This is a genomic window from Bifidobacterium sp. ESL0820 (genome assembly GCF_052606235.1).
Map to the genome: position 1 here is coordinate 149,816 of NZ_CP199594.1, position 22,652 is coordinate 172,467.

The following is a 22,652-nucleotide window of genomic DNA, read 5'->3' on the forward strand; positions in this document are numbered from 1 at the left end:
TATGCTGTATTGTTGACCTATGAATTCAGTTAAAGCGGAAAACTCATATATTAGCCTATTCAGCTCGGGAGGTATTGGCGACATTGGCTTTCATGATGAGCATTTCTTCTGCATAGCTTCAGCTGAATTGTTATCTAAACGAATCGAAATACAAAGAATCAATCACATTGCAGATGACAATAGATTGATATGTGGCGATTTACTGTTACCAGGTCCATTCGAAACTGTGTTATCTCTCGCAGAGAACTATATGGAAGAGAAACAGCAGCCTATTACCGCTGTAATTGCTACTCCTCCATGTCAGGGGATGTCTGTTGCGAACCATAAAAAGGGCGATGAGCTGAAAAGAAATTCGCTTGTGGTACGGTCGATAGAACTTATTCAAAAGGTTAAGCCTCTAGTTTTCATATTTGAAAATGTTCCGGCGTTTATGAAGACTATTTGTACTGGCCAAGATGGAATTAATCGTCCGATTAAGGATGAAATCGAATCAGACTTGGGTGCTACTTATGAATTTTATTCGCATGTGTTGCAGCTGAGCAACTATGGTTCTCCGTCAAGCCGTACCCGATCTCTTACCATTGGAGTGCGCAACGATATCACATGGGTAACTCCTTTGGATTTGTTCCCGAGTAAGAAAAGTGCGCCTACGCTGCGTGATCTAATCGGAGATCTTCCCCGACTGACGGAAATGGGGCAAAGCTCAGAGGGGGATGTGCTGCATTCTTTCAGACCGTATAACAAAGAGATGCGGTCATGGATTCATGATTTAAAAGAAGGACATTCTGCTTTTGAAAATAAGGACCCACTTAAGAGGCCACATAGAGTAGTTGATGGCAAGGTTATTCAGAATGTGCAGAAAAATGGTGACAAGTATAGACGTGTTCCTTGGGATGCTGTGGCTCCGTGCGTGCATACGCGGAATGATATCCTGGCAAGCCAGAATACGATTCACCCAGAAGATGATCGGGTTTTCAGTATCCGAGAATTAATGAGAATGATGGGCGTTCGTGATGATTATCATTGGTTCGATTCGCAGACGGATGCAGGTTCATGCGCTTGTATGAGCGAATTAAAAAATCACGCATTAAATATTAGACAGTGTCTCGGTGAAGCCATACCAGTGCCTGTGACGCAATCGATAGCACGCCACATCAGTAAAGCTCTTACACCATTTCTCAGGTTTTCGTCACAACGACCTAGACGCGCACGTGTTTCTAACTGGGCAAGTGAAGCACAAAAATGTGCTTACGTCGAAGTTTCAGAATTGCGCAAAAAAAGTTTGTCTGCTTATTATACAGAACCCTTGATCGCCTTTTCAGTCGTTAAGCGATCGTTAGCAGAATATAAGGAGAATCGAAATAAAGCGATTAAGATTCTGGAGCCTTCTTGCGGAAGCGGCGTGTTTATTCAGATACTGAATCAGTTTGCTGAGTTTTACCCGATAGATTTGGATTGCTTAGATATCGATGCAGAAGTCATAAAGCAAGTGAAAAAACGATTCCAAACCTCAAATAACTTTATTAATTTGACGATATGTCGAAAAGATTTTCTCAAAGATTGCAGCGAGATGATTCATGATTTCGATTTAATAATTGGGAATCCTCCTTTTGGGCGCAGGAAGTTGGATAAGAACAGTGCTTGGGGAAAAGACTCGGAGCTGTCTGTTAGGTTCTTAAGGAAAGCGGTCTCGTTAGCCAAGAGAGTAGCTTTCGTATTACCCAAAGCATTTTTACACGCAGCCTATTACCAAGATATACGTAACACAATTGCATCTATGACTGATGTACGACATATATTAGATTTCGGTGAATTCACATTTCATGATGCTAAAATCGAAACAATAGGTTTAGTCATAGAAGTGGTAAGCGATTATAGAAAAGGGAAAAATCTCTTAAAAATTAAATCATGGCCGCAAGAGTGTATGGCGGCAGGGCCATCTGAATATTATCTAGATTGCCGATTCCCAACATGGATCATTTATCGGAATAGCCAATTTGACAAAACTGTTCAGTTATTAAAGTTAGGTGTATTTAGAGCATGGAGAGATAGGAAGATTAGCCGACGACTTGCTGTATCTAGCGGGATAAGAGTACTACGCGGGAGAAACATCGGAATGAACGGTCACTTAGAGCACGATTCAAGAGACTACAAAGTTTCGAAATCTACTGCAGACAGTGTTTCGTCATCTATAGCAAGATTACCTGGAAACAGCAAATTCTTGGCTCCTAATCTGTCGTATAACCCTCGGGTTATAGAATTCGAAAGTGGCAAAAGTGCAGTCCCTGATGGGAGTTGTGCGGTCCTGTATGGAGATTTGAACCCCGAGTCTTCTCGAACTTTCTTATCATTCGCAGACAGCAAGCAATTCCAATCTTTTTATAGGATAGCTTGTAATTATTCTACGAGATCTATCAATATAGACTCTTGTTTAGTTTATTGGTGGGGAGTGCCCAAAAACCCGGAAAAAATACACTAATTTAGTCCACATGATTGATTATTGCGTCTCGCAGAGACTTATACGTCGGCTTAAGATCTTGTAGACCCCAACCAACTTCAAGGACCTTTACGAAACCACTATAAGTGTACATTTCATCTCTTTCGAGAACACTCTTTTTGATGGTTTCCAGTTTTTGTGATAAGCAAACACGCTGAAAGGATAAATCAATCTTATGTGTATTTCCATCAGGATGAGCTTGCCCAAGATGCTGGCCAGGTGTGAGTGCAATCATATTTTCGGGTATTTCAGCTAAAGTAGGGTAAGAATGGACTGGGAAAATGTGGTGGATATGCGTAGCTTTCCCCAAGGAAGAATCAGGAATTTCCGAAATTTGTCTCTGGTATGTCTTGACTTTAAGCATTACAGCGTCTTTGAGATGCCTGTGCAATTCATATTCTGCGCCGCTCTTTGATTGTTGAATATACTCTTGGCGAGTCATTTGTTTGGGTTTCTTCGAAGCAATATCTCTCCAATTTGGTTTGTTATAGATGAGGTCTATGTTTGTTGGTGGACAATCCATTACACGACCTCTCTTGATTCCTGGAATCAGTAATGCATAAGCTGTTAGATTAATTACCTTTGGAAAAATTCGTCCTGCCTCAACTTCGGGATGTGCGCTACCTTTGCTGCCTAATGACATGGTATTTATTAAGAGGTTCGTGAATTGTTTTTTCAAGTTATCCATGTCTTCTTGTTTATGCTGACTGTCTGCATATGTCGTGATATATTGCCACCAATTAAATTTTTTTAGCACCCACTCGATGTATTGAATTAGAAAAACTCTACATTGGTTTTCATCACCGGCTATGCGTTGAAGCACTCCAGAATTTTGTACCGAGTATATTCTTTTCCTATCTTGCAGTGAAGAACTCAAAACGCCTGAGTAAGCTAGGACATTTAGGTTCTGGGCAATGAATTTGTCATACTCATCGTTTGCTTTTTTGTCACTCAAAGGCGGTTTGCCATACTGCCTGGTAAGAGCACTGTTCAGCGAGAGGCACTTTTGTATATCGAACCGAGAGAAAACAGTATGAGTAGGTGCAGTGTAGTGTGCGGCGTCTGCTATTTGGGCCAAATTATCATATGTTACCTTTTGATCAAACCACCGAACCCCACCAGCATTAGAAGAAGTAAATGACATTGTATACGCCGCTTTGTGTTTCATCATTTGATTTCCTTTTTACAGATACTATTTTAGCTCATATTCAGTTTACACATATCTGATTTTCGAATTGAATTGTAATTCGGAATTATTTACCATTTAAAAGTAAAAATCAGGAAAGACTTTTTCTCTTGACACGGGCAGGATTAATCAAATCACTTGTACAAATAACTGATAACCGCTAACCAATGGTTCTATCGAAAGACCGTGTTCGACTTATTTCGTGACTATTATTTAAAACGCATCTTCAGATTCAGAAATAATGGACAATCCCCAGCATCTAATTCATCAGCTGTTCATAACTATCATCGTCTCTCGAGCGGCAAAGGTCTTGATTTCCGAACGTCATATCTTGGCACTGTATGGTCGTGTCAGAGAAATAAGAATCTGATTAAGGAACATCATGGATACCGCTATATATTTAGCAAATCCAAAGCTAGCAACGTGGAAAAAGCAGCAATTTAGCATTCCAGTTTCGGCGAGATCAAAAGCAGCTCATGGAAGCAAAATTGTGGAGAATTAGTATGAGGCCGGAGATCGTTATAGCAATTAAAGACATTTGATTGGTCTGGGTAAAAAGCAGCTCGAATTCCTATTGGAACAAGGCATATCTAAAGCTGAAGATAATACAAACATCTAGCGGGGGTGGCTAACGCGGCTCGAACGCGCGACCTCCTGAACCACAATCAGGTGCTCTACCGACTGAGCTATAGCCACCATGATGAACCAACCCGCGATGCGGATCAATGCAACAGATGAAACTATACACGATGGCATGACATGGCACGCCGGTGATGTGTGACTCATGCGATAAAAGCCACGTTTTGTCTTTAGGCCTTCAGTTCACGACCATGGCCTCTACATGAAAAGTCTCCAGCACCACCGGGGTCTGATCATCGACGTTGAAGTCACGATCATCCAGTGCCTGTCGCATATTCTCCGAGGTCCAGAAAGACTCATGCGCCAAGCGCCACTCAGGAAAGCTTTTGTAGTCTTCTCCTTCATTCAGAACATGCTGCAATATGACCAGGCCGAGTCGGTTCACGCCGACTGAGGCATATCGAAGGACGGCAAGATGCTGGTCATCTGAGTTCAACAGAACCGTTCGTCGGCCGGAGGCGAGGAGCTGCTCGTGATCATGGATGAACTTTGCCATCAGGCTGGTCGTAGCAGTTTTGCGCCCATCCAGGATTACTTCCACCAGGCAATCACGTTCTGGACCAGGGAAGGCGAATTCACCCTTGGGAAGATTCGCAACATCTTGGGCTTTGACCGTTGGTATTTGCCTATTTGCCATGGTCGTTGTGATTGTCTTGTCTGTTAGGCTCTATGTCTTCGAGCGCTTTTCTTATGGGTTGGTAGGCCTTGATCAGATCGGTAAGACTCATAGCAGCATTGGCGGGGCTGGTGGATGGCAGGTTGATCATCGGTCGGTACCTCTTCTCCTGCAGGTTCGGCAGGCAGTAGCGATGGTAGAGCTGACCGGCTTTGCGTCCTGTAGTGAATATGGTGTCGATAGGCGCACGGTCCAGCAAGCCGGCGATGTCGGTAGGAACAACATTGGTGATAGAAGCATCGGAGGCGCCGTGGATGTCGCATTCTTGGATGACATCCCATAGTGCTATGCGGTGATTGAGAGCGAACCGTGCGCGGACAGACGGATCAGGCTCCGGAACAGGCTGGTCGAAGAGCGCGGCCAGCACGGGCCAGAAGCGGTTGCGCGGAAACATGTAGTAGAAGCCAGCCTCACGCGAGCTCGGGCTGGGAATGGATCCCAGGATCAGCACACGGGACCGGTCATTCCAGACAGGCCCGAACTCGTGAGTGACGTGTGAGGACGAACCTGCAGTCATACGCCGAGAAGGCTTGTCAGAGCTGTGGCCATCACGTCGGCCTGCGCAATCACCAGAATGAAGACCAGCAGGCTGGTGGCGCATTCGACCAGTCCCACATACAGAATGGGGATGCGGCGCCGACGGGAGATTGCGGGCAGCAGGGCCGCGCGAACCAGCAGAACCAGGGCGGTCAACAGAGGCCACCATCCTGCGGTGTGCACCATGGCGACCCCGATCAGGCAGAGTGCCAGGTTCCAAGCCAGCGAAAGCAGGTAGCACCAGGTCTTGCCGCGCTCGCGGATCATGGTTTTGACGAAGATGACCGAACCGAACTGGGTCACAGCGAATACAGCTGCACTGACCACTCCGATCGATGGCAGGGCGGCGCTTGGCAGGAATCCGCTGGCGAAGCAGTCCACAGCGGGATTCGGCTGGCACCCGAAGTAACCGGTGTTCGCGCCTTCCATTCCTGGTCCCGACTGCTGGAATCGCGACCCAAGGGAGACGGCGATCAGACAGAGCGTGCAGGCCGCAATCACGGCCACGGCATCGTTCCACCAGGAGCGTTCCATGCGCATCCAGGCGGCAGCGAAGTTCAGCACGCCCAGCACCAGGTAGAGCGGGGCCCATCGCAGGAGCCCGGGGGTGCCGATCAACAGGATCAGACCGGTCACGGCCGTGAGCAGAGCATATCCCAGAGCTGGCGGCGCGAATCTGGCAGCCCGATGCGAGACCATCCATCTCGAGCCAGTGAACTCAAAGCAGTAGCAGAAAGCCCAGGCGACCATGAGAAGCAGGCTCCTCCAGGTCGGGCCTCCGACCAGCAGCCCAGCCAAGCCCGGCATCAAGGCCATGGCCCAGCCGCCTATCTGGTCGGGTATCCATAGGCGCCGCCACTGCCGTCCCTTGGATCCTGGTCCGGTCGATTTTGCTGAATTGCGGGCTTGAGGGCTTGGTTTGCTGCCGTTTGATCCGGCCGCCTTGCCCTTGTCTGCGTCTGTAAGCATACTCATCAGCCTACGCCCCGGTATGGCAGTCGCTGCCTCTTCCGTAATGCCGATTCCGTCAATATCATGGTTCAAGGAGACATGAATCACTCGGATCCCTGGTTTCAGGAGGCAGATGATGGGTCAGGTGGATATCAAGCGCGTATACGAGCAGGCTGCTGACGAGGACGGGATCCGCATCCTGGTCGACAGGCTCTGGCCGCGCGGTGTCAGCAAGGAGCGGGCAGCCCTGTCCGGCTGGCTCAAAGACGTCGCTCCCAGTCCGGACCTGCGGCGCTGGTGGCACCATGATCCGGACCGTTTCGAGGATTTCGCCCGCCGCTACCGTACCGAGCTGGATGACAATCCCGCCTTGGGGGATCTGCTGAGCATTGTGCGCGAACACGATCGGACGACACTGGTCTATGCGGCCAAGGATCCGGCCGTCAACCATGCCCTGATCCTGCGCGACTACATTCGCCATGCTCTTGAGAAGGACAACAAGTAGACGGCCGGCCACCCACGAATCCCAGGGCATCCCCGCACGCTGATGCTTACGTGACCGAACGCAGGCATTGATGTTTCTGGCATCTCTATTTGCTGATACAGATATGCTATGTATTTTTCGACACCTGTATATTAGGAAGCTGTTATAGGCGGGCGCCCGTTCCTTTATTGGAATCTGTGAGCGGTGCATGCAAAAGCCAGCCAAAGGTCTCTTGCAAGGGGCTTCCTATCGACGGTTCCAGCGCGGCATCACAGTGAGCAAAGCTCAGAGCATACTTCCGAGTGCTAGACGTGGCCGTGTCTGCCTCGGTGATATACTTTTCATCGTGTGTGCCGACAGCATGCCTTATGTCACAGGTGAGCTTGTCGGGATATCCCCGAATCCGAAGAATGCAGGCAGCAATGCCCGGCAGGAGGATCAGGGGCCATCGGGCCGGTGGACAGTGGCTGATCTCTCCTTCTGGGAGCGACTGCGGCTGCGGTGCGGCGGTCTCGCAGTGCAAACGAAGACAAGTTCATCGAAGGAATCGGAGAGAGTCAGTTGCCAACAATTGAACAGCTCGTCCGCAAAGGGCGCAAGGCCAAGCCTCGCAAGTCGAAGACTTTGGCACTCAAGGGCAGCCCGCTGCGTCGCGGCGTGTGCACCCGTGTCTACACCACCACCCCCAAGAAGCCGAATTCGGCTCTGCGGAAGGTCGCCCGTGTCCGTCTGAGCTCCGGCATCGAGGTATCCGCCTACATCCCCGGCGAGGGCCACAACCTGCAGGAGCACTCCATCGTGCTGGTGCGCGGCGGACGTGTCAAGGATCTGCCCGGCGTGCGCTACCACATCGTGCGCGGTGCGCTGGATACCCAGGGAGTCAAGGATCGCAAGCAGGGCCGTTCCCTGTACGGAGCAAAGAAGGCCAAGTAACACATGTCACGCAAAGGACCAGCTAAAAAGCACCAGCTCCTGCCCGATCCCATCTACGGTTCAACCGTGGTGGCCCAGCTGATCAACAAGATCCTGCTGGACGGCAAGAAGTCCATCGCCGAGAACATCGTCTACACCGCTCTGGAGCAGGTCAAGGAGAAGACCGACCAGGAGCCTGTGGCCGTGCTCAAGCGCGCCCTGGACAACATTCGTCCCAGCCTGGAGGTCCGCAGCCGTCGTGTCGGCGGCGCCACCTACCAGGTCCCCGTCGAGGTCAAGCCGAACCGCGCCAATACGCTCTCGTTGCGGTGGCTGACCGATTACAGCCGCGCCCGTCGTGAGAAGACCATGTCGGAGCGGCTGGCCAACGAGATCCTTGATGCCTCCAACGGCCTGGGTGCCGCGGTCAAGCGCCGCGAGGACACCCACAAGATGGCCGAGGCCAACAAGGCGTTCGCCCACTATCGCTGGTAATCCCAAGAGAGCGAGAACAAGGAATTATGGCACAAGACGTGCTCACGGACCTGACCAAGGTCCGCAACATCGGCATCATGGCCCACATCGATGCCGGCAAGACAACGACGACCGAGCGTATTCTCTACTACACCGGCGTCAACTACAAGATCGGCGAGACCCACGACGGCGCCTCCACCATGGACTGGATGGACCAGGAGAAGGAACGTGGCATCACGATCACCTCCGCCGCCATCACGGCCTTCTGGAACCGCCAGTCCCACGATCCTGAGGACCGCTACCAGATCAACATCATCGACACCCCCGGCCACGTGGACTTCACCGCCGAGGTGGAGCGCTCCCTGCGTGTGCTCGATGGCGCTGTGGCGGTGTTCGACGGCAAGGAGGGCGTGGAGCCCCAGTCCGAGACCGTCTGGCGTCAGGCCGACAAGTACGGCGTGCCCCGCATCTGCTTCATCAACAAGATGGACAAGCTGGGCGCCGACTTCTACTACTCGGTGGACACCATCAAGGACAAGCTGGGCGTCAAGCCGCTGGTCATGCAGCTGCCCATCGGCGCTGAGAGCGACTTCCACGGCGTGGTCGACCTGGTGCGCATGGTGGCCTACTACTGGAAGGACGAGGCCGACCTGGGCGCCAAGTACGAGACCATCGACATCCCAGATGATCTCAAGGACAAGGCCGAGCAGTACCACACCGAGCTGCTCGAGGCCGTGGCCGAGTCGGACGAGGACCTGCTCGAGAAGTACCTGGGTGGCGAGGAGATCTCCCAGCAGGAGATCCGCACCGCTGTGCGCAAGATGACCATCGAGCAGTCGGCCTTCCCGGTCTTCTGCGGATCCGCCTTCAAGGACAAGGGCGTGCAGCCCATGCTGGACGCGGTCGTGGACTACCTGCCCAGCCCCGAGGACGTGCCGGCCATCAAGGGCTACAAGATCGGCGACGAGTCCGTCGAGATCGACCGCAAGCCCACCGTGGACGAGCCCTTCTCGGCTCTGGCCTTCAAGGTGGCCACCCACCCCTTCTACGGCAAGCTGATCTACGTGCGTGTCTACTCCGGCAAGGTGGCCCAGGGCGAAACCGTTCTGGACTCCACCAAGGACAAGAAGGAGCGCGTCGGCAAGCTCTTCCAGATGCACTCCAATAAGGAGAATCCGGTCGACGAGGCCATCGCCGGCAATATCTACGCCTTCGTCGGGCTCAAGAACGTCACCACTGGTGACACCCTGTGCGACGAGAAGGCGCCGCTGGTGCTGGAATCCATGACCTTCCCCGATCCTGTGATCGAGGTGGCCGTGGAGCCCAAGACCAAGGCCGACCAGGAGAAGATGGGCATCGCCCTGCAGAAGCTCTCCGAGGAGGATCCCACCTTCCAGGTCAAGACCGACGAGGAGTCCGGCCAGACCCTGATCTCCGGCATGGGCGAGCTCCAGCTGGACATCCTGGTGGACCGCATGCGCCGCGAGTTCCATGTGGAATGCAACGTGGGCAAGCCCCAGGTGGCTTACCGCGAGACCATCCGCAAGCCCGTCATGAACCAGGAGTACACCCACAAGAAGCAGACCGGTGGCTCCGGCCAGTTCGCCAAGGTGCTCATGAACTTCGAGCCCCTGGACACTTCCGAGGGCGAATCCTACATCTTCGAGAACAAGGTCACCGGCGGCCACATCACCAAGGAGTTCATCCCCTCGGTCGACGCTGGCGTGCAGGAGGCCATGGAGTCCGGCGTGCTGGCAGGTTTCCCGGTCGTGGGTGTCAAGGCGACCCTGACCGATGGCCAGATCCACGAGGTCGACTCTTCGGAGATGGCCTTCAAGATCGCCGGCTCCATGTGCTTCAAGGAGGCCGCTCCCAAGGCCAAGCCCGTCATCCTCGAACCCATCATGGCTGTCGAGGTCCGTACTCCCGAGGAGTACATGGGCGACGTCATGGGCGACATCAACTCCCGTCGTGGCTCCATCCAGTCCATGACCGACGCCACCGGCGTCAAGGTCATCGACGCCAAGGTGCCCCTGTCGGAGATGTTCGGCTACATCGGCGACCTCCGGTCCAAGACCCAGGGGCGCGCCATGTTCACCATGCAGATGGACTCCTACGCTGAGGTCCCCAAGGCTGTCAGCGACGAGATCATCAAGGCCCAGCGAGGCGAGTAATGCCGGTCCGGTCCGCCGCCATGGCGGGCCGCCGCCAAAAGGCTCTTCTGTCACAAGTCGGCGTTACACTCTTGTAGCGCTGACTGGGCGGAGGGCAAAAGTGGCAAAGAACCCGATAACCCAGTAATATGTAGCGAGTGCTCTGTGCGTGGTTCGCGCAGGCAACCTACGAGACGTCCAGGAGGACAAAACACAATGGCAAAGGAAAAGTACGAGCGGACCAAGCCGCACGTTAACATTGGCACCATCGGCCACGTCGATCACGGCAAGACCACCCTGACCGCGGCCATCTCCAAGGTGCTGCATGAGGAGTACCCGGACGTCAACCCCGAGTACGATTTCGCTCAGATCGACGCTGCTCCTGAGGAGAAAGAGCGCGGCATCACCATCAACATCGCGCACATCGAGTACCAGACCGCCAAGCGCCATTACGCCCACGTGGACTGCCCCGGGCACGCCGACTTCGTCAAGAACATGATCACCGGCGCTGCTCAGATGGATGGCGCCATCCTGGTGGTCGCCGCCACCGACGGCCCCATGGCCCAGACCCGCGAGCACGTCCTGCTGGCCCGCCAGGTCGGCGTGCCGAAGATCCTGGTCGCCCTGAACAAGTGCGACATGGTCGACGACGAAGAGCTGATCGAGCTGGTCGAGGAGGAAGTCCGCGATCTGCTGGACGAGAACGGCTTCGACCGCGACTGCCCCGTCATCCGCACCTCCGCCTACGGCGCCCTGCACGACGATGCCCCTGACCACGACAAGTGGGTCCAGACCATCAAGGACCTCATGGATGCCGTCGACGACTACATCCCCACCCCGGTCCACGACCTGGACAAGCCCTTCCTGATGCCCATCGAGGATGTCTTCACCATCTCCGGCCGCGGCACCGTGGTGACCGGCCGTGTCGAGCGCGGCAAGCTGCCCGTGAACACCAACGTGGAGATCGTCGGCCTGCGCGACACCCAGTCCACCACCGTCACCTCCATCGAGACCTTCCACAAGCAGATGGACGAGGCCGAGGCTGGCGACAACACCGGTCTGCTGCTGCGTGGCATCGGCCGTGAGGACGTCGAGCGCGGCCAGGTCGTGGCTGCTCCCGGCACCGTGACCCCTCACCACAAGTTCGAGGGCGAGGTCTACGTGCTGACCAAGGACGAGGGCGGACGCCACTCGCCGTTCTTCTCCAACTACCGTCCGCAGTTCTACTTCCGGACCACCGACGTCACCGGCGTCATCACCCTGCCCGAGGGCGTGGAGATGGTTCAGCCCGGCGATCACGCCACCTTCTCCGTCGAGCTGATCCAGCCCGTCGCCATGGAGGAGGGTCTGACCTTCGCTGTTCGTGAAGGCGGCCACACGGTCGGCTCAGGTCGAGTCACCAAGATCATCGAGTAGGATTGCCTGTCGCTTGTCGACGCGATCCAATGACGGGGCCCGGAATCCATCATGCGATTCCGGGCCCTGCCCATATCCGGCCAGATGCGCCACTGGGCCGACTGCGGTGTTCATGCGCCGTGGCATAATAGGCGAGGATTTATTGCGAGCGGGCCGGATCCTGTATGGCCCGGTGCTTTCGGCAGATGGCCAGGAGCCCTCCGAAGGAACGTTCATCAGAATGAGGTGGTATCAAGGTGGCACAGACTTCCAACGACATCAAGAACGGATCGGTCATCAACCTGGACGGCAAGCTTTGGACCGTCATCAAGTTCCAGCACGTCAAGCCGGGCAAGGGGCCGGCCTTCGTGCGCACGACCATCAAGGACGTCCTCTCAGGCAAGATCGTGGACCGCACCTTCAACGCCGGCATGAAGATGGACTTCGAGACCGTCGACAACCGGACCATGCAGTACTCCTATCGGGACGGCGACTCCTTCGTCTTCATGGACATGAACACCTACGAACAGGTCAACATTCCCGAGACCCTGGTTGGCGATCAGGAACGCTTCCTGCTTGAGGGCACCGACTGCATCATCAGCTTCCATGATGGCAACCCCCTATCAGTGGAGCTGCCTGCATCAGTTGTGCTGACCGTAACTGCAACCGAACCGGGCGTCCAGGGCAACCGCTCCAACGCCGGCACGAAGCCTGCCACTGTGGAGACCGGGGCGGAGATCCAGGTGCCCCTCTTCGTGGTCGAGGGCGAGAAGGTCAAGGTGGACACCCGCGACGGCTCCTACCTGGGCCGCGAGAACTGAGCAAGGCGGAAACCACACATCCATGGCACGTTCCACAGCCCGCAAGCGGGCCTTGAATACCCTGTATGAGGCCGATGAGAAGAGCCAGGATTTCCTTTCCCTGCTGGAAGAGCGCAAGGTTCGGCCGGGGGCTCAGACACCTCTGCCTGCTTATGCGGTGACCATCGTCGAGGGTGTGGCAGATCATCGTCGCGATATCGATGAGGCTTTGCAAACCCATTCCACCCGATGGCCGCTGAGCCGGATGCATGCCATCGACCGCAACATATTGCGTATCGCCGCCTGGGAGATGCTCTACAACCCCGACGTTCCTGACAAGGTGGCCATCGATGAGGCCCTATCCTTGGCCAAGACCCTCTCGGATGCCGATGCTCCCTCCTTCATCCACGGCGTTCTCAGCGCTCTGGAGCAGGAGAAGGATGAGCATCAGGCTCGTCGTGAGCAAGCCGATCGAATCGCTGCCCTGGCTGATGCTGAGGCCGATGCGGACGTTTCAGATGATGAATCCGATAAGGCAAAAGCGGTGGTTGCAGTCTCCGAGCCTGCTTCCTCTGAGGATGCCCATGCTGACAGCGAGTCGGAATCGGCAGCGAGTGGATCTGAAGGAGGGGAATCCGGTCATGTTCCTGACCATACTGTCGATCAGTCGGCCCCCAGCTTGGACCAGCTAAAACTGACCCTGCCGGAGGAACTGACCCCCGATGCGGATCGTCCTTTGGACAACTGAGCAATGATTCGGATAAAGGCCGACCAATGCCCGCTAACTATCAGGGCATCAGGTCGGCCTTTTGCCCTATTCGGACTGGTTGACCTGCAGTCTATCCAGGAAGATTTGGCCAACCATTTTTTGGCTGGGTCTGCCGGCATAATCCATGGGGGTCATTAATATGGGTGCGAATATCCGCGGTAATCAAGGGGGTTCGGTGAACCTGAAAGACACCAACACCATCACCTCCGATAGCCGTTTCTCCAATCGTGCCTTGCTCATCCTTGAGGATGGGGAAGTGTATGTGGGGAGAGCCTTCGGAGCGGTGGGCACTACCATAGGTGAAATTGTTTTCTCGACCGGAATGACGGGGTATCAAGAAACCCTGACGGATCCCAGCTATGCTCGGCAGATTGTTGTACAGACCTTCCCCCACATCGGTAATACCGGTGTCAATGACCAAGACGGGGAGTCAGACAGGTTCTGGGTGGCAGGATATGTAGTCCGGGAACCCAGCCCTAACGTCAGCAACTGGCGGGCCCGGGGCAGTCTCCATGACCAGCTGGTCGATCAGGGCATCGTCGGTATCAGTCACATAGACACCCGCCGGCTCGTGCGACACTTGCGTTCTGCAGGTGTCATGCGGGCCGGTATTTTTTCAGGCCCGGACCCAATGCTCAACGACGGCGGTAGGCCCAGAACCATGCAGGAACTCCTCAATCAGGTCCGTTCGGCCCCCAAGATGACCGGGTCCCACCTGACTGGCGAGGTCAGCACAGACAGGTCCTATATCGTCGAACCAGTCGGAGACCGTCAGGCGAAAGAGCCTGTCTGCACGGTGGCGGCGGTGGATTTGGGAATCAAGTCCATGACCCCTCACAGGCTGGCTGAGCGCGGGTGCAGGGTCCACGTACTTCCCGTCGACACCACCATCGAGCAGATACAGGCCCTGGGGCCTGACGGGGTTTTCTTCTCCAACGGTCCAGGCGACCCATCGACCGCAGACGAGGAGGTGTCGCTCCTCAGGCAGGTCCTGGATGCCGGACTACCATTCTTCGGAATCTGCCTGGGCAACCAGCTTTTGGGCCGCGCCCTGGGCTTCGAGACCTATAAGCTGAAATTCGGTCATCGGGGCATCAATCAGCCGGTCATGGATCTCAGCACTGGCAAGGTTGAGATTACCGCCCATAATCACGGATTCGCAGTCAAAGCACCCAAGGGAGACCCAGTGCCCTCACCCTATGGTGAAGGCCGATATGGCCGTGTCCGAGTCTCTCATGTCGATCTCAACGACGGCGTGGTCGAGGGTTTGGAGTGTCTGGACATTCCAGCCTTCTCCGTTCAATACCATCCGGAGGCGGCGGCTGGCCCGCACGATGCCTCCTACTTGTTTGACAGGTTCGTCACTTTGATGCAGGACGCCAGGGAAGGGAAGGCACATGCCTAAGCGGCAGGACATCCATTCAGTCATGGTTATCGGCTCGGGGCCCATCGTCATCGGGCAAGCGGCCGAATTCGACTATTCTGGGACCCAGGCCTGCCGGGTGTTGCGCGAAGAGGGGATTCGCGTCATCCTGGTCAATTCCAATCCCGCCACCATCATGACGGACCCCGAGATGGCCGATGCCACCTACATCGAGCCCATCGCCCTGCCCTTCCTGGAACGGATCATCGCCAAGGAGCGGCCGGATGCGCTGCTGCCCACCCTGGGTGGCCAGACCGCTCTGAACGCTGCCGTGGAGCTGGGCAAGGCTGGCGTGTTGGAGCGCTACGGGGTTGAGCTGATCGGTGCTTCGCTGGATGCCATCGACAGGGGAGAGGACCGCGAGCTCTTCAAGCAGGTGGTGGACCAGGCCGGTGCCGAGTCGGCCAAGTCCCGCATCGCCCACAGCCTGGATGAGGCCGAAGCAGTAGCCGCCGAACTGGGTTACCCACTCGTGGTTCGTCCCTCCTTCACCATGGGCGGTCTGGGCTCTGGAATCGCCCATGATCGCGAGGAGCTGAGGAGGATCGCCGGCGCTGGCATCCATTATTCGCCTACCGATGAGATTCTTCTGGAGGAGGGCATCGAGGGGTGGAAGGAGTATGAGCTGGAGCTCATGCGCGACCGCCTGGACAATGTGGTTGTGGTCTGCCCCATCGAGAATGTGGACCCGGTCGGCGTGCACACCGGCGACTCCATCACCGTGGCCCCGGTTTTCACCCTGACCGACCGGGAGTATCAGCGCATGCGTGACATCGGCATCGCCATTATCCGTGGCGTGGGGGTGGATACAGGCGGCTGTAACATCCAGTTCGCCGTCAACCCGAAGAACGGCCGGATCATCGTCATCGAAATGAATCCGCGTGTTTCGCGCTCCTCGGCTCTGGCATCCAAGGCCACTGGCTTCCCCATCGCCAAGATCGCGGTCAAGCTTGCCCTGGGATACACCCTGGATGAGATCGAGAACGACATCACCCGCTCAACGCCTGCCTCCTTCGAACCGACCATTGATTATGTGGTCACCAAGATTCCACGTTTCACCTTTGAGAAGTTCCCCGGGGCGGACACTACCCTGACCACCTCGATGAAGTCCGTGGGCGAGGCCATGGCACTGGGGGGAAACTTCCGTGAATCCTTGGGCAAGGCCATGCGCTCCATCGACAAACGGCACATGACCTTCTCCTGGGACGGCCCACGGCCCGACCAGGCCGAGACTGACCAGTTGCTGGAGGCCATGCACACCCCCACCGAGCACCGCTACCTGCAGATCCAGCGGGCCTTCTGGGGCGGGGCCACTGTGGAGCAGGTCCACCAGGCCACCAGGATCGACCCCTGGTTCTTGGAGCAGATCAGCATGATCAATGACCTGGCCATTCAGGTGCGAGAATCCGAGGTCCTGGATGACGACCTGCTGCGTCGGGCCAAGCAATCAGGACTGAGCGACCTACAGATCGCCCACCTGCGCGGTATGGGCGACCAAGGCGAGGCAGTCGTCAGGGAGCTGCGTTGGGCCTTTGGCCTTCATCCTGTCTACAAGACTGTGGACACCTGCGCAGCGGAGTTCGATGCCGTCACGCCCTACTACTACTCCTGCTACGCCGACGAGTCCGAGCTGCGACCCCGGGAACGCGAGGCGGTCATCATCCTGGGTTCGGGGCCCAACCGGATCGGCCAGGGGGTCGAGTTTGACTACACCTGCGTGCACGCCGTCCAGGAGCTGGGCAAGGACTATGACACCATCATGGTCAATTGCAATCCTGAGACGGTCTCCACCGACTATGACATGTCGGACCGGCTCTATTTCGAGCCACTGACCTTCGAGGACGTTCTGGAGATTTATCGGGCCGAGAAGGCCATGGGGCCTGTCAAAGGGGTCATTGTACAGCTGGGCGGTCAGACGCCCCTGTCCCTAGCGGCCAGGCTTAAGGCGGCCGGGGTGCCCATCCTGGGAACCAGCCCCGAGTCCATCGATCTCGCCGAGAACCGTGAGCTCTTCGGCCAGGTGCTTAGCAAGGAGCATCTGAACGCTCCCCGGTACGGCACCGCTCTTTCCCTGGAGGAGGCCAGAGATGCAGCACATGCCATCGGCTATCCGGTTCTGGTCAGGCCCTCTTACGTGCTGGGCGGGCGAGGCATGGAGATTGTCTATGACGACCAGCAGCTGGGCACCTACGTGGATCGAGCCCTGGAGGAAGCCAAGGCCGATACAGTGGTCTCCGGCCGGCTGCCCTCGCCCCTGTTGATTGACAAGTTCCTTCAGGATGCCATCGAGATCGATGTGGATGCCCTTTATGACGGGCAGGAACTCTACATCGGCGGAATCATGGAGCATGTGGAGGAGGCCGGGGTTCATTCCGGTGATGCAGCCTGCACCCTGCCGCCATCCACGCTCTCCGACGACCAGATCAACCGGTTGCGGCAGGCCACCCTGGCAATAGCCCAAGGTTGCGGCGTTCAGGGGCTAATTAATGTTCAGTATGCCTTCATGGCCAACACCCTCTATGTGATCGAGGCAAATCCCCGCGCATCCCGGACTGTCCCCTTCGCCTCCAAGGCCACGGGTACGGCGCTGGCCAAGGCCGCGGCGCGGATCATGGTGGGGGAGTCCATCGCACAGCAACGAGCCAATGGCCTGCTTCTGCCTGTCGGCGACGGCGGCATGGTCCGTGTCGGCCAGCCTGTGGCGGTCAAGGAGTCCGTCCTGCCCTTCAAGCGCTTCCGCACTCCAGTGGGTCGTACCGTGGACATTCTGCTGGGCCCGGAGATGCGTTCCACAGGAGAGGTCATGGGCTTCGATCGGGACTTCCCCCACGCCTTCGCCAAGAGCCAGCTGGCCGCCTACCAAGGAGGTCTGCCCACCAGCGGGGTCGTCTTCCTGTCGGTCAATGACGCGGACAAGCGGCAGCTGCCCATGCTGGCAGCGCGTCTGCTGGAGCAGGGCTTCAGCATCTGCGCCACCCGTGGCACGGCCTCTGTCCTGCGTCGGTACGGTTTTGATGTGGCCGTTGTCGACAAGATCAGCGATGCTGAAGAGCCGGGTCAGGCCTTCACAGATGCCGACGGAGTAAGGCATATGGGCCGAAATCCTGTCCAGTTGATTGAGGATGGGGCCATTGACATGATCCTCAACACGCCTAGCTCAAGGGGTTCGCGCTCCGACGGCTATCTGATCCGAGTTGCCGCCATTGCCGCCGATCTGCCGCAGTTCACTACCATCACCGAATTCTCAGCCGCTCTGATGGCCATTGATGTGGTCAAAAAGGACGACTACGAGGTCATGAGCATACAGGAGCACGCGGCCCGGCTGCTGGAGCTGGAGAAGGCCAGGTAGGTGCTCGCTATATGATTGACCCATGTTCCGGTCCAGCTAGGCCGGAGGGTGACCTTTAAGGAAAGGAAGTGGCCGTGTCAGCGATCAACGGTGCCGACATGTCGAGTCAGGACTCTTCGGGAGCACAGACCGGGGGGCCGGGGGAGACGGGCGGCCGGTTGATTGTGTTGACGGGTCCCACGGCAGTTGGCAAGGGCACTGTGGAGGCGGCCCTGCGTCATGCCCACCCGGAGGTCTGGGTCTCCGTCTCGGCCACCACTCGCGCTCCGCGTCCGGGCGAAAAGAACGGCATCACCTACTGGTTCATGGACGAGCAGGAGTTTGCCCGCAGGGAGGCAGCCGGAGATTTTCTGGAGACCGCCCTGGTCCATGGCATGTCCCACTATGGCACCCCGCTGCAGCCGGTCCTGGACCATCTGGCAGCAGGGGTGCCCACCATTCTGGAGATCGACCTGCAGGGGGCGCATCGTGTCCGCCAACGGGCGGGAGAGCTGGGTCTGGAAGTGTTTTACGTCTTCCTGGCGCCGCCGTCATTCCAGGACCTGGTCACCAGGCTGAACATGCGGGGAACCGAGAATGAGGAGCAGCGGGCCCGAAGGCTGGAGACCGCCAAGGTGGAGCTGGCCTCAGAGGATCAGTTCGATCAGGTCATAGTCAACGACAGTGTGGATAAAGCCGCTCAGGCGCTCTGGTCGGTGATCGCCAAGGAATACGGTCTCTGAGCACCTGCCCTTTACTCCAGAAGAGTCAAAAAATCCCCCAATCGAGTGAAAGCCCGATTGGGGGATTTTGGTCTGTCAGTCCAGACCCGACAGTCGGTTGATCAGGTCGGGGTCGCGGGTGGCTCCCTTGTCTGCTGAGCGGGCGAAGGCGGCGTAGGCCTTCAGTGCCAGGGAGACCTTGCGGTCCCTGTGGGCCACATAGCCTTCGCCGGCCTCCAGTTCAGCGCGGCGCTGGGCGAGTTCCTCATCGCTCAGCTCGACGTCTACCCGCCGGTTGGGGATGTCGATGCGGATCATGTCGCCGTTGCGGATCAGGGCGATGGGGCCCTTGTTGGCTGCCTCAGGAGCGATATGGCCGATGGCCAGGCCTGATGAGCCGCCGGAGTAGCGGCCGTCGGTCAGCAGGGCTACGTCCTTGCCGATGCCCTTGCCCTTGACGAATGAGGTGGGGTAGAGCATCTCTTGCATGCCCGGGCCGCCCTTGGGTCCCTCGTAACGGATGACCAGGGCCTGACCCTTGTGCAGGGTGCCATTGAGTATGACCTCCACAGCCTGCTCCTGCGATTCGACCACCAGGGCTGGTCCGCGGAAGTTCCAGATTTCCTTGGGCACGCCGGCGGTCTTGACCACGCAGCCATCGGGGGCCAGATTGCCGCGAAGTATGGCCAGGCCACCTTCGGAGACGGCCGGGTGATCCAGGTCGTGGATGGCGCCGTTGACGCGGTCGGTGTCCAGATCCTTCCATTCCTTGGACTGGTTGAAGGGCTCGGGGGAGGTGATGTGCCCGGGCGCTGCATGGTAGAGTTCCTTGGCCTGGTCCAGGCAGGTGGGGCGCATGATGTCCCAGTCGTTGAGCTTGGACTCCAGATCCGGATAGTCGATGGAATGCGTGTCCTTGTGCAGTACTCCGCCACGGTCCAGCTCACCCAGGATGCTGCAGATGCCGCCGGCCCGGTGGACGTCCGATATCTCCCAGTCTCCGGAGGGGGAGGCCTTGCAGATGCAGGGGACCGTGTGTGAGATGCGCTCGATGTCGTCCAGGGTGAAGTCCACATCCGCCGACTGTGCGGCGGCAAGGATGTGCAGGACGGTGTTGGTTGATCCGCCCATGGCCACATCCATGGTCATGGCGTTTTCGAAGGCCTTCTTGGTGGCGATGGAACGCGGCAGGACTGAGTCGTCGTCATCCTGGTAGTACCGGTTGGCGATCTCGACGACCAGCTTGCCGGCCCGTTCGAAGAGCATCTTCCTCGCTGTGTGCGAGGCCAGGGTGGTGCCGTTGCCGGGCAGGGCCAGACCCATGGCCTCGGTCAGGCAGTTCATGGAGTTGGCGGTGAACATGCCGGCGCAGGACCCGCAGGTGGGGCAGACCGTCTTCTCCAGGGCCAGCAGACCCGCATCATCGATGCTGTCATCCGCTGAAGCGTACATGACGTCGATCAGATCCGTGCTCTCCTGGACTGTCCCGTCGGGCATGACCGTACGTCCAGCCTCCATGGGGCCGCCGGAGACGAAGACCGTGGGAATGTTCAGACGCAGAGCGGCCATGAGCATGCCGGGGGTGATCTTGTCGCAGTTGGAAATGCAGATCAGGGCATCGGCGCAGTGGGCGTTGACCGAGTACTCCACAGCGTCTGCAATCAGGTCACGGCTGGGCAGAGAGTAAAGCATGCCTGTATGGCCCATGGCGATGCCGTCGTCCACGGCGATGGTGTTGAACTCGCGGGGGATGCCGCCCGCTTCCTTGACGGCCTTGGAGACCAGGCGCCCCACCTTGTTCAGGTGGACGTGGCCGGGCACGAACTCGGAGAAGGAATTGGCGATGGCCACGATGGGCTTGCCGAAGTCCTCACCCTTGACGCCAGCGGCACGATAGAGAGCACGGGCGCCCGCGAACTCTCGTTCCTTCATCAATTTGGCTGATCGCATCTGCATAGTTTTATTCAAGTGAACGTGGGCATCAGCGGTTTGAACATGACCACATGTTGGAATTTTCGGCCTTTTCGCCCTGCTTTTTCCGGCAGAGAAGCCTGCGAGGCTAAAATCGAGCCCGGGCGGTAAAATCATTCAGATTGAATGAATGGTTCATCCAGTTGAATTGGAGAAACATCTTATGGCATTCGGTACCGAGCCCCATCCGCAGGGATTTGCGAATCCTCCTATTGACGACCTCATGAAGCACGCCGATTCGAAGTATGCGCTCTCTATCTTTGCGGCCAAGAGGGCCCGTCAGATCAATTCCTATTTCACACAGCTCAATGAGGGCCTGCTGCAGAACGTCGGCCCGTTGGTTGAGTACCAGAACCAGGAGAAGCCCCTGTCCATCGCCTTCCGGGAGATCAACGAGGGCCTGCTTGAAGAGACCCTGGGCGAGGACGATCTGAGCGAGGGCAACTGAGCTTTCGACTCTCAGTGCAGGGTCCTCGGACGGTGACGGTTTCTAGACAAAGGTGAATGAAATGACAGAGCGACGGCTGATTTCGGCTGAATCAGTGACCGAGGGCCATCCAGACAAGGTCTGCGACCAGATTTCCGATGCCATTCTGGACGATCTGATCGCCCAGGATCCGCACTCGCATGTGGCTGTGGAGACCTCGGCGGCCACCGGCCTCTTCTTCGTCTTCGGAGAGGTCTCGTCCCAGGGCTACACGGATATTCAGTCCCAGGTCCGGTCGGTGCTGCGCAGGATCGGCTACACCTCATCCGAAATCGGGCTGGACGCGGATTCCTGCGGCGTGACCGTGGCTCTGAGCGAGCAGAGCAAGGAGATCAACCAGGGCGTGGAACGGCTGTCGGCCAGCCAGGAGAGCGCCGCCACCCGCGAGGAGCGTTACCAGTCCCAGGGGGCCGGCGACCAGGGAGTCATGTTCGGGTACGCCTGCGATGAGACTGACACGCTCATGCCCCTGCCCATCTATCTGGCCCACCAGCTGGCCTTCCGGCTGGCACAGGTCCGCAAGGAGGGGATCATCCCCCACCTGCGCCCCGACGGCAAGACACAGGTCACCATCGAATACGACCAGGATGACCGGCCCCGCCGGGTGGACACGGTCCTCATCTCCACCCAGCACGATCCCGAGGTGGGGCATGACTGGCTGCAAGAGCAGTTGATGGAGCACGTCATCACGCCTGTGCTGGATCGCATCTGCGGCCAGGCCGTCGAGCACCAGGGCTATCGGGTGCTGGTCAATCCGACCGGCTCCTTTGTTCTGGGCGGCCCTGCGGCTGACGCAGGACTGACCGGGCGCAAGATCATTGTGGACACCTACGGAGGTGCGGCCCATCATGGAGGCGGCGCCTTCTCCGGCAAGGATCCCAGCAAGGTCGACCGGTCCGCCGCCTACGCCGCGCGTTGGGTAGCCAAGAACATCGTGGCCGCTGGACTGGCGCACAAGGTCGAGGTCCAGGTGGCCTATGCCATTGGCGTGGCCGAACCGGTCAGCGTCAACGTGGAGACCTACGGCACCGAGCAGGGGGTCAGCCGGGAGCAGATCCAGGAGGCTGTGCGCGAGGTCTTCGACCTGCGGCCTGCTGCCATCATCGATGAGCTGGACCTGTTGAGGCCCATTTACGCCAAGACTGCAGCCTATGGGCACTTCGGCCGGGAGGATCCCGACTTCACCTGGGAGCAGGTGGACAAGGTGGGCGAGCTCAAGGCCGCCATCGGCATGACCAGGTAGCAGCT

The 22,652-nt window shown here is 57.3% G+C and carries 18 protein-coding genes and 1 tRNA gene; 13 read left to right on the forward strand and 6 right to left on the reverse strand.

Going from position 1 to position 22,652, the window contains the following annotated elements; translation table 11 throughout:
• The first annotated feature begins 19 nt into the window (after positions 1-19).
• Entirely contained in the window at positions 20-2,479 is a 2,460-nt protein-coding gene (locus ACUIAH_RS00660; protein WP_445341049.1) for a DNA cytosine methyltransferase, read from the forward strand.
• A 1-nt stretch (position 2,480) separates the two neighbouring features.
• Here the strand turns inward: ACUIAH_RS00660 and ACUIAH_RS00665 are convergent, their stop codons facing one another.
• The 5 genes from ACUIAH_RS00665 to ACUIAH_RS00685 all read right to left on the reverse strand — a co-directional run bounded on the left by ACUIAH_RS00665 (position 2,481) and on the right by ACUIAH_RS00685 (position 6,510).
• Entirely contained in the window at positions 2,481-3,668 is a 1,188-nt protein-coding gene (locus ACUIAH_RS00665) for a hypothetical protein (RefSeq protein WP_445341050.1), read from the reverse strand.
• A 638-nt stretch (positions 3,669-4,306) separates the two neighbouring features.
• Positions 4,307-4,379: transfer RNA gene (locus ACUIAH_RS00670), tRNA-His, on the reverse strand.
• Between the two features lie 121 nt (positions 4,380-4,500).
• On the reverse strand, positions 4,501-4,959 hold the full coding sequence (locus ACUIAH_RS00675; RefSeq protein WP_198203441.1) for an ASCH domain-containing protein: 459 nt from the start codon (positions 4,957-4,959) through the stop codon (positions 4,501-4,503).
• Positions 4,949-5,515: a DNA-deoxyinosine glycosylase gene (locus tag ACUIAH_RS00680; RefSeq protein ID WP_445341051.1), complete on the reverse strand. Its 567-nt coding sequence runs from the start codon at positions 5,513-5,515 to the stop codon at positions 4,949-4,951. The genes ACUIAH_RS00675 and ACUIAH_RS00680 overlap by 11 nt, the downstream gene beginning before the upstream one ends.
• Entirely contained in the window at positions 5,512-6,510 is a 999-nt protein-coding gene (locus ACUIAH_RS00685) for a YwiC-like family protein (protein WP_445341052.1), read from the reverse strand. Before ACUIAH_RS00685 ends, ACUIAH_RS00680 begins: the two co-directional genes overlap by 4 nt.
• Before the next feature lie 112 nt (positions 6,511-6,622).
• On the opposite strand from ACUIAH_RS00685, the gene ACUIAH_RS00690 reads away from it, so the two are divergent.
• The 10 genes from ACUIAH_RS00690 to gmk all read left to right on the forward strand — a co-directional run bounded on the left by ACUIAH_RS00690 (position 6,623) and on the right by gmk (position 18,967).
• Positions 6,623-6,991 carry a DUF488 domain-containing protein gene (locus ACUIAH_RS00690; protein ID WP_445341053.1) on the forward strand — a complete coding sequence of 123 codons (369 nt, stop codon included), beginning with the start codon at positions 6,623-6,625 and terminating at the stop codon, positions 6,989-6,991.
• A gap of 540 nt (positions 6,992-7,531) precedes the next feature.
• The gene (gene rpsL, locus ACUIAH_RS00695; RefSeq protein ID WP_015022141.1) at positions 7,532-7,903 is read left to right on the forward strand and encodes a 30S ribosomal protein S12; all 372 of its coding nucleotides are present in this window, start codon (positions 7,532-7,534) and stop codon (positions 7,901-7,903) included.
• A gap of 3 nt (positions 7,904-7,906) precedes the next feature.
• Entirely contained in the window at positions 7,907-8,377 is a 471-nt protein-coding gene (rpsG, locus tag ACUIAH_RS00700; RefSeq protein ID WP_015022140.1) for a 30S ribosomal protein S7, read from the forward strand.
• Positions 8,378-8,403: 26 nt separating this feature from the next.
• The gene (fusA, locus tag ACUIAH_RS00705) at positions 8,404-10,530 is read left to right on the forward strand and encodes an elongation factor G (RefSeq protein ID WP_045924656.1); all 2,127 of its coding nucleotides are present in this window, start codon (positions 8,404-8,406) and stop codon (positions 10,528-10,530) included.
• 195 nt (positions 10,531-10,725) lie between these two features.
• Positions 10,726-11,925, forward strand: a complete 1,200-nt coding sequence (gene tuf, locus ACUIAH_RS00710; RefSeq protein WP_015022138.1) for an elongation factor Tu — start codon at positions 10,726-10,728, stop codon at positions 11,923-11,925.
• Between the two features lie 236 nt (positions 11,926-12,161).
• Positions 12,162-12,725, forward strand: coding sequence for an elongation factor P (gene efp, locus ACUIAH_RS00715; RefSeq protein ID WP_445341054.1), 564 nt, complete (start codon positions 12,162-12,164; stop codon positions 12,723-12,725).
• A gap of 22 nt (positions 12,726-12,747) precedes the next feature.
• Entirely contained in the window at positions 12,748-13,452 is a 705-nt protein-coding gene (nusB, locus tag ACUIAH_RS00720) for a transcription antitermination factor NusB (protein WP_445341055.1), read from the forward strand.
• A 196-nt stretch (positions 13,453-13,648) separates the two neighbouring features.
• Positions 13,649-14,878 carry a glutamine-hydrolyzing carbamoyl-phosphate synthase small subunit gene (gene carA, locus ACUIAH_RS00725; RefSeq protein ID WP_445341056.1) on the forward strand — a complete coding sequence of 410 codons (1,230 nt, stop codon included), beginning with the start codon at positions 13,649-13,651 and terminating at the stop codon, positions 14,876-14,878.
• Positions 14,871-18,245 carry a carbamoyl-phosphate synthase large subunit gene (gene carB, locus ACUIAH_RS00730; protein WP_445341057.1) on the forward strand — a complete coding sequence of 1,125 codons (3,375 nt, stop codon included), beginning with the start codon at positions 14,871-14,873 and terminating at the stop codon, positions 18,243-18,245. Before carA ends, carB begins: the two co-directional genes overlap by 8 nt.
• A 98-nt stretch (positions 18,246-18,343) precedes the next feature.
• Positions 18,344-18,967, forward strand: coding sequence for a guanylate kinase (gene gmk / locus ACUIAH_RS00735; protein WP_306222257.1), 624 nt, complete (start codon positions 18,344-18,346; stop codon positions 18,965-18,967).
• A 75-nt stretch (positions 18,968-19,042) separates the two neighbouring features.
• On the opposite strand, the gene ilvD is transcribed toward gmk, so the two are convergent.
• Positions 19,043-20,902, reverse strand: a complete 1,860-nt coding sequence (gene ilvD / locus ACUIAH_RS00740) for a dihydroxy-acid dehydratase (RefSeq protein ID WP_445341058.1) — start codon at positions 20,900-20,902, stop codon at positions 19,043-19,045.
• Between the two features lie 178 nt (positions 20,903-21,080).
• On the opposite strand from ilvD, the gene rpoZ reads away from it, so the two are divergent.
• Both rpoZ and metK read left to right on the forward strand, forming a co-directional pair.
• Complete coding sequence (gene rpoZ, locus ACUIAH_RS00745) at positions 21,081-21,365, forward strand: DNA-directed RNA polymerase subunit omega (RefSeq protein ID WP_015022131.1); 285 nt, start codon at positions 21,081-21,083, stop codon at positions 21,363-21,365.
• Between the two features lie 61 nt (positions 21,366-21,426).
• Positions 21,427-22,647, forward strand: a complete 1,221-nt coding sequence (gene metK, locus ACUIAH_RS00750; RefSeq protein ID WP_445341059.1) for a methionine adenosyltransferase — start codon at positions 21,427-21,429, stop codon at positions 22,645-22,647.
• Positions 22,648-22,652: the final 5 nt, after the last annotated feature.